The 12,106-nt window shown below is 64.7% G+C and carries 10 protein-coding genes and 1 tRNA gene; 4 read left to right on the top strand and 7 right to left on the bottom strand.

Translation table 11 applies throughout. The features are described from left to right. Positions 1 to 26: 26 nt before the first annotated feature. The 4 genes from AC0IY1_RS08375 to AC0IY1_RS08390 form a co-directional block, all read right to left on the bottom strand. A complete protein-coding gene (locus tag AC0IY1_RS08375) occupies positions 27 to 350 on the bottom strand; it encodes a porin (protein ID WP_156375631.1) in 324 nt (107 codons plus the stop codon). Positions 351 to 425: 75 nt separating this feature from the next. Beyond that, on the bottom strand, positions 426 to 2,240 hold the full coding sequence (locus AC0IY1_RS08380) for a hypothetical protein (RefSeq protein ID WP_471768837.1): 1,815 nt from the start codon (positions 2,238 to 2,240) through the stop codon (positions 426 to 428). Positions 2,241 to 2,296: 56 nt separating this feature from the next. After that, on the bottom strand, positions 2,297 to 4,174 hold the full coding sequence (gene flgK / locus AC0IY1_RS08385; protein WP_471768839.1) for a flagellar hook-associated protein FlgK: 1,878 nt from the start codon (positions 4,172 to 4,174) through the stop codon (positions 2,297 to 2,299). A gap of 46 nt (positions 4,175 to 4,220) precedes the next feature. Next, positions 4,221 to 5,615: a flagellar hook protein FlgE gene (locus AC0IY1_RS08390; protein WP_471768841.1), complete on the bottom strand. Its 1,395-nt coding sequence runs from the start codon at positions 5,613 to 5,615 to the stop codon at positions 4,221 to 4,223. Positions 5,616 to 5,867: 252 nt separating this feature from the next. Between AC0IY1_RS08390 and AC0IY1_RS08395 the strand changes: the two genes are divergently transcribed. Continuing rightward, complete coding sequence (locus tag AC0IY1_RS08395) at positions 5,868 to 6,335, top strand: BLUF domain-containing protein (RefSeq protein ID WP_055951371.1); 468 nt, start codon at positions 5,868 to 5,870, stop codon at positions 6,333 to 6,335. Between the two features lie 55 nt (positions 6,336 to 6,390). Then, the gene (locus AC0IY1_RS08400; protein WP_055951374.1) at positions 6,391 to 6,843 is read left to right on the top strand and encodes a response regulator; all 453 of its coding nucleotides are present in this window, start codon (positions 6,391 to 6,393) and stop codon (positions 6,841 to 6,843) included. A 184-nt stretch (positions 6,844 to 7,027) separates the two neighbouring features. Here AC0IY1_RS08400 and AC0IY1_RS08405 read toward each other — a convergent pair whose 3' ends face one another. From AC0IY1_RS08405 to AC0IY1_RS08415, 3 genes are all read right to left on the bottom strand, one after another. After that, the gene (locus AC0IY1_RS08405; protein WP_471768843.1) at positions 7,028 to 7,819 is read right to left on the bottom strand and encodes a DUF2189 domain-containing protein; all 792 of its coding nucleotides are present in this window, start codon (positions 7,817 to 7,819) and stop codon (positions 7,028 to 7,030) included. Between the two features lie 240 nt (positions 7,820 to 8,059). Next, positions 8,060 to 9,679 (bottom strand): peptide chain release factor 3, encoded by a 1,620-nt coding sequence (locus tag AC0IY1_RS08410; protein WP_055951380.1) that lies wholly within the window; start codon positions 9,677 to 9,679, stop codon positions 8,060 to 8,062. Between the two features lie 101 nt (positions 9,680 to 9,780). Beyond that, entirely contained in the window at positions 9,781 to 10,533 is a 753-nt protein-coding gene (locus AC0IY1_RS08415) for an SDR family oxidoreductase (RefSeq protein ID WP_471768845.1), read from the bottom strand. Positions 10,534 to 10,630: 97 nt separating this feature from the next. Here AC0IY1_RS08415 and AC0IY1_RS08420 point away from each other — a divergent pair. Further along, positions 10,631 to 10,705, top strand: a tRNA-Gln gene (locus AC0IY1_RS08420). 777 nt (positions 10,706 to 11,482) lie between these two features. After that, complete coding sequence (locus AC0IY1_RS08425; protein ID WP_471768847.1) at positions 11,483 to 11,656, top strand: integrase core domain-containing protein; 174 nt, start codon at positions 11,483 to 11,485, stop codon at positions 11,654 to 11,656. The last annotated feature ends 450 nt before the right edge of the window (positions 11,657 to 12,106 follow it).

The following is a 12,106-nucleotide window of genomic DNA, read 5'->3' on the forward strand; positions in this document are numbered from 1 at the left end:
GATGGGAAGCCTCGCCGCGCAGCGCGTCAGGGACGTCCGTGACCCATGCGGACGAAGGCACGCACCGGCCCGAACTCGGATTCGCTGCGCGTGTCGATCGAGAGCTGCCCCGCCGTGACCGGCGCGGCGCCGTTGCTGCCGACATCGATGCCCCCCACGGCACGGCCGCTGAGGCGGATGCAGGTTGGTGAGCCGGGCACGCGCACGAAGCCGGCACCCTGCTTCGGGCAAGGCAGGAGTTTCTCCCCCTGAACCTGCGGCCGGAGGCGCTCCGCCGCGCCGGCTTCCGCCCGGAGGCCGGGCAAAATCAGCACCGCCATGGCCAGCACGGTCTGCATCCTGGGGGTCATGACCGGGCTCCCACATTCGCTCCGGCCCCGGCGTTAAGCCATCCCGGTCGCCGGACCAACTCGCCGGACCCCACCTTAGCTCAGATAGTTCACCAGGTTCAGCTTCGAGAGCATCGAGGTGACCTGGTAGCTCGCCTGGAGCTGCGTCTGCAGCTGCAGCAGCTGTGCGGTCACGTCCTCTGCCGAGATGTTCTCAACGCCGTCGAGTGAGCCCTGCAGGGCGTTGCGGTTGGTCCGGTTTTCCGTCTTGGTGTCGGAGAGGGTACTGGCGGCGAGGCCGAGATCGCTGGCGATGCCCGGAACACCCCCCGTGGTGTTGTTTGAGACGAGCAGGGTGCTGGCGTGGTCGGCGAGCGCGCTGAAGCGCCGGGCCTCCGGCGTCCCGCTGACGGCCGTCGTTCCCGCATCGGCCGCGATCATGGCGAGACCGGCGAGCACCTTCCGGATCGGAGCCTCGTTCGCCTGCACGCCGATGTTCAGGACCCGGTTCGCCCCGATCTGTGCCGTGGCCGTGGCCCGCGGATCCGACGCGGTGTCGTCGCCCGTGTACCAGATCACGGTCTTGGTGCTGGCCGCCTTGGCGTAGCCCGTCGCTTCGTCATTGTCGAACGTGATACGTCGCGGCGCGAGGCCCACAGATTGCGACCCTGCGAAGAAGTCTTGCGATGCCCGTGAGGCCGAGCTCGCCGCGAGGCTGGTGGAGGCCGCGCTGGTCAGGGCATTGTTGATGGCACCGGAAAGGTTTGCCGCGATGTCCCCAGTCAGCGAGAACTCAGTGGTGGATGTCGAGTCAACGCTGGCCCGAGCCGTCAGGGTCAGTGTCTGGATCGTGCCGTCGCGCATGCCAACGCTGACCGTGACGGTGTCGCCCGCAACGGGTGTTCCCGTGACGCCGAGAGTCAGCGATGCCGGCGTGCCGGATCCGAAATTCGCTTGCACGCCAAGATTGCTGGGGCCCTGGATGCTCGCGACCGGCTCGGCCGCGAAGCGCGTGTTGAGGTAGCTCTGCGCCTCTGCAGCCGTGGCGAAGACCGGCATGGTGTCGGTCGCACCCGCCGACGCGGAAGCCTTCGCGGTGAGATCGACGAAGTTCTGCGTCCCGTCCGGCTGATTGATCGCGATTCGAAGGCGATCGCCCTCGACCGGAGGCTTCGCCAGGGTGAACGTCACCGGCGGAACCGTTGCATTCGTGGTTTTACTCGCGGAGATCGCCGTCACGTTGGAACTCGTCGCCGAGAGCAGCCGAAAACCGAAATTGGCCCGCGTTTCGGTTCCGGCGGCCCCGGTCCCGTCCTCGCTGATCGTCACGGTGTTGGGCGGCGATCCGGTCACGGACGTGCTGACCCGGCCGGATCCGGCCGGCAGACCGAGGTCGGCATTCTTCTGCTCCGCGATCAAGGTCTTGAGGCCAGCAAGGTCCTTCGAGACGTCGCCGTTCAGGATCGTGTCGGTGGAGGCGACCGGTGGCGAATCGGTGGCGCGGCCACCGAAGATGTACTGTCCCGCGAGATCGACGTTCAGGGCATCCACCGCCGCGTCGAGACTGTTGCGCGCGACCTGCGGTGTGTTGGCGATCGTCGAGCTGTTGCTGGCGGTGAGCGAACGCCGCATCCCGTCGCCGAGGGTGTTGATCTGCGTCACGCTCGCGTTGGCGAGGGTGACGCGGGTCGTCGCGTTCGTGATCACCGCATCGTAGCCGTCGAGGGCGCTGAGGGCCGCGTGCGCGCTCAGGCTGGTCGTCCGCCCCGTGCCGAGGCTGCCATAGGTCGTGCCGACCTTGCCGCTGGAGAGCTGGTTCGTCAGCGTATCGAGGCGGCTCTTCAGGCCAACGAGATTGGCCGTGTTGCGGTCGCCCAGATAGGTGCTGGCATTGAACGGAGCGATGCTCATCGGGGCCTCGGAAGCAGTCGGGATTTCGGTGGGGCTTGGCGCATGGGGGCCCGGCCTCAGATCCGCAGGAGGGTGTCGAGGAGATCGCGGGCGGCGGTGAGCACCCGCGCGTTGGCGCTGTAGGCGGTCTGGAGTTGCACGAGCTTCGACATCTCCTCGTCGATGCTCACGCCGGAGACGGAGGCGACGCGGGACTGGGCGGTCGCCAGCGCAATGCTCTGCCCTTCGTCGAGATTCTGCGCGGAGGCGGCCCCCGCCCCCTGAGCGTCGATGATCCGCTGGGCGAAATCCTGGACGCTCGCAGTGTAGGGCGCGGCGACGCCGCCGATTCCACTGGCCGCTGCGAAGGTCCGGCTCGCCCCGGTCAGGGCCTGGTACAGGTACTGCGGCCGCGATGCATCCGACGCCAGGGTCTTGGGCGAGAGGGTTACGAGGTTGGCGGTGTTGCTGACCACAGCCTGATTCACGCTGATCCGCTGCGCGAAACCCGTGAGCTGCGAGCCACCGTCGAAGGAGCCGGTGTAGAGAGTGCCCTTCTTGTTTCCATCGACGAAGAGCGGGATCTGCGCGGCGCCGCTCTGGAGGTCGTCCGGGTCCTTCAGCTGCGTGACGCTGGCGCTGACGCCGAGGAGCGTCGGCGCCCCACTCGACGGATCCGAGCGGATGCGCAGGCCGCCGGTGCCGGCGCTCGGCTGGCTGGTGACGGTGAAGCTCGCCCCGAGGGCTGCGTGGATGGCATCGCGCAGCCCGGCATTGGTGCCCGTCAGCTTGATCGGAATGATCGATGCCGTTGGGTCGTTGATATCCGCGCGATCGATTTTCGGCTCGGAGGCCGAGGTGTAGGGGAGGAGGACGAGGTTGCGCTGCGTGCCAGCGGCATCGCGCACGCTCACCGTCACGGCATTACCGGCCTTCAGTCCGGCGAGGTCGATATCCAAGGCCCCCGTCGTCCCGTCGGTGGGCGGGGTGCCCACCGCGCTGCGATCCGACAGGGAGCGCGAGAGCCCAGCTGCCAGTTCATCGAGCTGGCGCTGCGCCTGCGGCAGGACCGAGTCGCGCAGCTCGATCCCGGCGGCGAGCGAGCCGGACCGGATCGCCTGGGTGGCGATCAGGTCGATCTTGGATCCGCCGGGGGTCGTCGCGGTGATCGTTCCGACCCCCCGGGTCGCCGGGTTATCGGTGTATTCCGCGTCGGGCGAGAGCGTGCCGCGGCCGTCGAAGCTCAGGATCGCCGCGGCACCGCGATCGACGAGGGTCATGCCCGACGTGGTGATGACCGAAACGGTGCCGTCCCGCTGGTCGACGGTCTGGATGTCCATGTAAGCGGATAGGCCGGTCACGGCCTGGTCGCGCTGGTCGAGCAGGCTGGCGCGGGCCCCCTCGTCGGTCGCGCCGGTGATCTGCGAGTTGAGTTTGGCGATCGAGGCGAGGTACGCGCTCGCCCTCGCCGTATCGCTGCCGAGTTGGCTCTCGGTCGCCGAGCGGAGGTCCTGGACGCCTTGCGCGATGGTGCCGATGCTTGAGGCGAGATTCGATGCCTTCGTCACCACCGTGGCACGGGCCGGAGCCGAGGTCGGGTCGCTGGCGAGGGCCTGCAGCGACTGGGCGAAGTCGTTCATCACCCCATCGAGGGCCGTGGACGTGCCCGGGGTCCCGTAAAGCTGATCGAGCTGCGTCCGGACCGCCGAGAGGGAGCCGGTATAGGCGGCGCCCGATGTCTCCATGCGCAGTTGCCGGAGGGAGGCCGCGTCGAGGGCGCGCCCGATCGTGCCGACCGCCACCCCCGAATTGCCGACGCCCGTCGAGACGGTGTCGAGCGTGCGCTTCGTGTATCCGACCGTGCCGACATTCGCGATGTTCTGCGAGACGACCCCGATCGCGGCCTGGGTCGCCTTCAGCCCGGCGGAGGCGGTGTTGATGGCGTTGAAGCTCACGAAGCCCCTCCCCTCGGTGTCGGATCGCGTACGGTGTCAGGCGTCCTCAGCGGATGATGTTGATCAACGCGGACATCATGTCCTGGGCAGTCGAGATGACCTTCGTATTGGCGGAATATGCCTGTTGGGTTACGATCATCTTAGAAAACTCGCCTGCAATGTCGGTATTCGACTGCTCCACATTGCTGCCGACGACGGTGGTTCCGTTCAGTCCGACGAGGGCCGTGCCGGACTCGAGGGTTTGCTGATAGGTGCCGTTTGAATTCGCCTTCAGGCCGTCCGAATTGGTGAACTGCACCACCTTGATGTTCGCCAGGGCGATGGTGTTGCCATTGCTGTAGGTGCCGGAAACCTTGCCGTCGGTGGTGATGCTGAGGCCGGTGAGTGTCCCCGAGGTGTAGCCGTCCTGAGTCTGGGTGTTTGTCGTCACGGTGCCGCCGGCCGAGGTGTAGGCCGTCAGGCCGCCGCTGCCGTAATTGAGCTGAATGTTGCCCAGATTCACGTCGCCGACCGTGAGAGCGGGAATGGTCACCGCGTTGGAGGCTGGCGAAATCAGCTGACCGCTGCTGTTGAACTGGAAATCCGTACCGGCATTGACCCAGGACGTTCCGGAATCCGACACGGTGCTCTTGTCGGCATAGTACAGATTCCAGACATCGTTGGTCGCCGGGGTCGCCCCGTTGGCCGCTGCGCCGTTCTGAACTTTCGCCCACCGCATCTGGATGCCGACTGGTCCACCGCTCGGCGTGTAGGCGGTGAGTGCCGGCCCAGCGATGCTGGTTGCAACGAATTTCTGTATGTCTGCCGGGCTGGAGATTTTGACCTGCGCGCCCGTCGAACTCGCTCTCCACGCGGCATCGCCGATGAGTTCCGAGTTCGGCTTGTTGGCGTCCGCCGCGGATGTCGCTGGCGTCTTGGGCAGGTTGGCCGAGTAGGTGATCGTTGTGGTGGCGTGCGCCGGTATGATCGAATTCGAGACCTTGATCGGTCCTTCGCCGGTCGCTTGTCCGGTCAGCGGGTCGAGGCTGCTGCCCTTGAGATAGGCGCCCCCGCCGTTGACGAGGTACCCGTCCTTGTCCAGCGCGAAGTCGCCGCGTCGCGTATAGGAATCGCCGGTCGCGAAGTTCGACTGGCCGTTGGCGTCGCCGGACTTGGTGGCCACGGCGAAGAAGCCCTCCCCGTTCAACGCCATGTTCGTGCCGATGTCGGTGGCGTTCAGGTTGCCCTGCACCGTCGTGGTCTGGCGGGAATTCGCTGCGACCGATCCGGCGACCTGCCGGCTCGGCGTCTGCTGCTCGGCGACCAAGTCGACGAAGCTCGTATCGACCCGCTTGAATCCGGTCGTCTGCGAATTGGCGATGTTGCCCGAGATGTTGTCGAGCGAGAACGCCTGCGCCTTGAGGCCGGAGACGGCCGTCTGCATCGCGGTGAAGACATCCATGGCCGAAAACCTTGCGTCACGGTGGCAGTGCCGGCGCGTTCCCGCACGGCTTCAGCCTCATCGAGCAATCGGCATGCCATGGGCAAGTCGTTGATTCTTCGACGATATCCGTGACCGGTACCCGGCAGAAATCGTACTCTGCCCCGTCCGATCGGCAGCTTTTGCCGGGTCAACAGTCGCAGGCGCGGTCGTTTACGCGCCGTTATCGTCGTCTCGTCTAAGGTCGCCGGAACAAGGTGGTGGATCGAAATCATGAGAGCCAAACGGTCGACCCTCGTCCATCTGATCTACTTCTCGCGACTCAACCTCGCGGCGGACGCGGCGACGCGCACCCGGCAGATCGGCGAGATCACGCGGCAGGCGCAGAAGAAGAACGAATTTTCGGTGATCACCAGCTTCCTGCTGATCGAGCAGAACTTCGCTGCTCAGGTGATCGAGGGCGAGCGGACCTCGGTCAGCGAGACCTTCGCCCGGATCAGCAACGATTCGCGGCATCGTGACGTCCAGATCGTGGAATGGCGCGAGATCCTGAAGCGCGAGTTCGTAAATTCCTTCACCACGGGGATCCGGGGGCCGGTCAACGACGCGATCTTCCAGAAGGCCAACCTGCTCCCGATGTTCCAGCGCGGAACGCCGAAGGGCATCGCGATCCATGCCCTCGCGGCGACTCTCCAGGCGGAGTCGATGACGAAGCAGGGCATCGACCACCTTTTCGTTTGATGCTGCGGTTGCGTGGCGCGCCGTCGTCGCCCCGTCCTCAAACCCGTGAAATGTCATGAGCGATACGCCCTCGATCCTCATCGTCGATGACCAGGAGAAGTTGCTCAAGCTGGTCATCCTGCTGATGAACCGGCTCGGCTTCCCCGATGTCGAGGGTGTGACCGACGCGGTCACAGCCCTCGAGCGCATGCGGGAGCGGCGCTACGCGCTCGTCATCTCCGATCTCGACATGGAGCCGATGGACGGCCTCTCGTTCCTGCGAGAGATCCGGGCGGACGACGCCCTGATGAACACGCCGTTCTTGCTGACCGAGGCTTCGTTCGACTTCGAGGACATCAACCTCGCCCACCAGGCCGGCGCCGACGCCTTCATCCTCAAGCCCTTCGACATGTCGGTGCTGAAGGCCAAGCTGAAGCAGGTCATCAACCGCAAGCCACGCCGGCGCGAGGCGCCGCTGGCCACCGAATCGGCCCTGAGTATCGACTTCCCGATGTTGGGAAAGTTCTGACGTCGATCCCGCGTCGGTCTGCGCCTGGTCGGATGGCACGATCGGTGCGGACCTTCTCGCTCCCGATCGTCGGCGGATGGGCCGACAGCGTCGGCGCGTCACACGAGCGCTTGACCGCTGCCTGATCGCAAGGCCGGGCAATGATGACGCGTCCGGGGGCCGTTCATCCGGCTCACCCGACGCATCAGGCGGGGATGACCCGCCTGTAGAGGTGCCAGGTCGCGTGGCCGAGAATCGGCATCACCACCGCGAGGCCAACGAAGAGCGGCAACGATCCGAGGATGAGCAGGCCGGCGACGGTGAAGCCCCAGGCCGTCAGGGTCCGCGGATTGCGCCGGAATGCGGCGAGCGAGGTTTCGATCGCGGTCAGCATATCGACGTCCCGGTCCACGAGCATCGGCACCGAGACCACGCTGAGCGCGAGGACCACGAGGGAGAAGGCAAAGCCCACAAGATTGCCGATGACGATCAGGGCCCAGCCCCGTGGCGTCGTCAGTACGTCTTCTGCGAAGGCGAAGATGGACTCCGGCACGCTCGTTCCGTAGAGCGCCCAATAGATCCCCTGCGCCGCCACCAGCCAGCAGGTGAAAACCGCCAGCAGCAGCAGTCCGAGCCCGGCAAGGGCGCTCGCTGCCGGTCGCGTCAGGTTGGCGAAGGCGTAGGCCCAATCGGTGGACAGCCCTTGCTCGCGGCGACGGCTCAGTTCGTAGAGACCGATTGCCGCGAAGGGGCCGATCAGTGCGAATCCCGCCGCCAGGGGAAAGACCAGGGGGAGGATCTCGGTGCCGAAGGCGGCGGTGGCCAGGACGATGCCGACAATGGGGTAGATGAGCCCGATGAACAGGGCGTGGGTCGGCATCGCCAGGAAATCATCGATGCCGCGCCGCAGCGCCATCGTGATGTCATGCCCGTCGATGGCGTTCACCACCGGACGGTCCATGCTATGGCCGAAATCGTGAACCGGAAGGGTCGTCATGGCTCAAGCCCTCGCGCAGGGAGGATGCTCACGACTGCGTCGCCCGAGCCCGTCTTGGCAAGACTAAAGTCCTTGCGAACACAATCCTGCCGCGCATGCCCGTGCGTGGTTGCGCCGAGAGCGAATGCCTTCGACGCTAATCCCTTTTGCCGATCTTGTCTTCAGCCGCGGGGATATGCGGGCGAAGATTTTGGGATACTGTCTGCTGCGTCGCGATAGCTTGGCGCTGGATGGCCTGGGTTACACCGCGCGCTTCTGATAGTCCTTGATATCGCTGAAGCGCACGTCCGGAGCGCGCTCCTCTTCATAGCGCAAGGAAAAGGCCGTGGTGGCCATGAAGACCGGCGCCCCGTCGAGGTCGCTCGCCATGGCGGAGCCGTGGCTGCCGATGAATTTGTCGAGCTCGGGCTCCTTCTCGGCGGTGATCCAACGGCAGATCGAGAACCGGGTCGGCTCGTAGTCGATCGGCAGGCCGTACTCCGCCTGGAGACGTTCCTTCAGCACGTCGAGCTGCAGGGCGCCCACGACGCCGACGATGGCCTGGGAGCCGTCGTGCGGGCGGAAAACCTGCACCACGCCCTCCTCGCCCATCTGCTGCAGGGCCTCCTTCAGCTTCTTGGCCTTCATGGCATCGGTGAGCTTGATCCGGCGCAGGATCTCGGGCGCGAAGCTCGGCACGCCGCGGAACACGATCTCCTCGCCCTCGGTCAGGGTGTCGCCGATGCGCAGGGTGCCGTGGTTCGGAATGCCGACCACGTCACCCGCGAAGGCTTCGTCCGCGATCGCCCGATCCTGAGCGAAGAAGAACTGCGGTGCGGAGAGCGACATCGGTTTGCCGGTGCGGACCAGCTTGGCCTTCATGCCCCGATTCAGGCGCCCCGAGCAGACCCGCATGAAGGCGATGCGGTCGCGGTGGTTCGGATCCATGTTCGCCTGGATCTTGAAGACGAAGCCAGTCATCTTCGGCTCGGTGGGTTCCACGAGGCGCTTGTCGGCATCCTGGCCGCGCGGTGGCGGTGCGAAGCGGGCAAGCCCGTCGATCAGGTCGCGCACGCCGAAATTGCGCAGGGCCGAACCGAAGAACACCGGCGTCAGGTGACCCTCGCGGAACGCCGCGAGGTCGAAGCGCTTCAGCCCGGTCTCGGCAAGCTCCGCCTCCTCGCGCCAGGTCGCGGCCTCACCATCCTCGGTCAGCAGCTGGTCGAAGAGCGGATCTGCGACGCCCGACACCGCCACGGTGCCGGCATCGTCGGCGGCGTCGAGGCGGCGCACCCGGCCGTTCCCGAGGTCGTAGGTGCCGGCAAAGCTCCGGCCGCGCCCGATAGGCCAGGTCACCGGTGCCACGTCGAGGGCCAGTACCTTCTCGATCTCGTCGAGGAGCTCGAAGGGATCGCGCGCCTCGCGGTCGAGCTTGTTGATGAAGGTGACGATGGGGATGTCGCGCAGGCGGCAGACCTCGAACAGCTTGCGGGTGCGCGCCTCGATGCCCTTGGCGGCGTCGATCACCATCACGGCCGAATCGACCGCCGTCAGGGTGCGGTAGGTGTCTTCGGAGAAGTCCTCGTGCCCCGGGGTGTCGAGGAGGTTGAAGACGCAGTCGCCGTACTCGAAGGTCATCACCGAGGTGACGACGGAGATGCCGCGCTCCTTCTCGATGCCCATCCAGTCCGAGCGGGTCGAGACCCGGTTGCGCTTGGCCTTGACCTCGCCGGCGAGCTGGATCGCGCCGCCGAACAGCAGCAGCTTCTCGGTGAGCGTCGTCTTGCCGGCATCCGGGTGCGAGATGATCGCGAAGGTGCGGCGGCGGGCGACGGGGTCGGCCTTCGCCTCCGGCGGCTTGATCTCAGACTGCATCAGCATGGCGGGCAAAAATTTCCGGGTCCGCGCACGGCGGCACGACGTTCGTGACGAGAAGCGACGAAGGGCTGTTCTGTAGGCGTTTCGGGCGCAATGCGCAAAACTCAACCGCGTCCGAGATAGGGCATGGCGGTGGCCATCACGGTGAGGAACGGGACGTTGGCCGAGAGTGGCAGGCCTGCCATGTAGACGACTGCGTCGGCCACGTGCTGGGCATCCATGACCGGCTCCGGGCGGATAGTGCCGTCCGCCTGTCGGGCCCCCTTGGCGATGCCCGCCGTCATCTCCGTCTCGGCATTGCCGACGTCGATCTGCCCACAGGCGATGTCGAAGGGGCGCCCATCCAGGGACGTCGCCTTGGTCAGGCCGGTGATCGCGTGCTTGGTGGCGGCATAGGGCGCCGAATGCGGCCGTGGCGCCTGCGCGGCGATGGAGCCGTTGTTGATGATGCGCCCGCCCCGCGGATCCTGCGCCTTCATCATCCGGAAGGCACCTTGCGTGCACAGGAACGCACCGGTGAGGTTCACGTCGACCGAACGCCGCCAATCGTCGAGGGTGACCGTGTCGATCGCCGCCCCTGGCGTGAACACCCCGGCATTGTTGAACAGGAGGTCGAGCCGCCCGAACCGCTCGGCGACGCGGGCGAACAATCGCGCCACGGAATCTGCGTCCGCCACGTCCGTCTCCACGGCCTCGGCGGCGGCACCGGCGGCCCGCGCCAGTCCGGCCACTGCTTCCAGAGGGGCCACGCGCCGCCCGGCCAGGGCAAGATCATAGCCGGCCCCGGCCAGCGCCAGGGCCACGCTCCGCCCGATCCCCGACCCCGCCCCCGTCACCACCGCGATCCGCCTGTCCATGTCCCACTCCCCATCGCGCCGCCAAGAGCCATAAGCGCCCCCTTCCCCTGTTGCCAGCACCCGACGCTGCGTCTAGACACACCTCCGCCGAGCGCGATGGGGCGTCGCCAAGTGGTAAGGCAGCGGTTTTTGGTACCGCCATTCCCAGGTTCGAATCCTGGCGCCCCAGCCAGCTTCCGCTCGATCAGTGAGCCACAGAAAGTTTTCCCCTGGATGAGGGACGGTGGCTCGTGTCAGTGCGGCACGGTTGTCATCACCTGTGCGCCGCGGGTTAGCCCTTCTCCTGTCTCGAGGTGCTGCGCGGGTAGGTCCTGATGCCGCCAGCTATGATCGGCGCCGGACTCATCAGGATCGGCGACCGTCGCTGTTTACCATCGTGAATCAGTGCAAGTTCGTTGGCCGTCAGCGATGTCGCCATCCCTGGCGTAGGTGCTTGCCGTAGGCATTAGTGCCGTTAAACGTCGCCTCCGACATCGATGGCTTCAGTCCGTTGGGTGTGGCGCTCACGCGTCAGCCGATGAACTGCACTCAGTTGTGAGCCCAACCTTTTCCTCGTCTACGCCGGATTGGGTTCGTTCTGCGAAACCGGTGAGCTGAGGGCCGATGGGGTACGGACGCTCGAAACGCTCATCGTAATGATCCGGCGCAAGCAGTCTTAGTGTCGGTGAAATTGGCGCTACCCCAGAGGCGACCAGCGATTGTTGGATTGAGCGAGCTCTGAGCGACGGACTTTGTGTCTGAGCATCTGTTAGACGTGAACCAATCCCAAGCCTTATATGGCGTATATATCTTGCAAAATTTGCAACATCACAAAATCATATCGTCAATTTATACCATATATGCCTTTTGAGTGTATAAATACACGAAATTTATATTTCAATATTGGTTTATGACTTGCGGTCGACAATGGACGTGATTAATCCGAGCGCAGGATCACTGATGAGTGTCTATGAAAGATGCCGAGATAAACTTTATCAGAACAAGAAAGTTCTCCGGTAAACCTTTTGCTGAGACTTTCAACGGCGGACTACCAGCGGCGTTCCTGAATGTCTCATGGTTTCTGTCGCTGCCCGATGCCGATGAGCGAATTGAGGCCTGGAGATGCCACGACAACGAAGATTGACCTTGCAAAATCTTAGGCGGCTTGATGCCCCGGGTTTTCACCAGTCAGGCCTTTACAGGCCAAGATATTCCACAACTTGTAGGCATCAAAGTATGGTGGCTTTTTGTTATAAAAAGGTATATCAAGGGCTCTCAATCAAGAGCTATCCAGTATAGGCATTAGTATACGATCGGAGTTTCAGATTTTTGCGGAGAGTGTTGCACTAGGGCTGCATGGCCTTGAAATTTACCGCTCCCCGCTGCTTCGGCGTTTTTTTGCCACTTAGAAATCATTAAGCAAGGTCACAGGAAATTTGAAGGCCGTTCAAGGCCCAGGCTGAGAAGCCAAGACCGCACGGGGACAAAAGATGTCAAGCGTTACCGTTCTTACGGCAGGTCAGGACGTTGTGCTGCCGTCGGACGGCGACCAGATCGTTCAGGCCACTGCCGCAACGCTGAACGCTGGCACTTA

This window comes from Methylobacterium sp. AC690 (assembly GCF_979256535.1).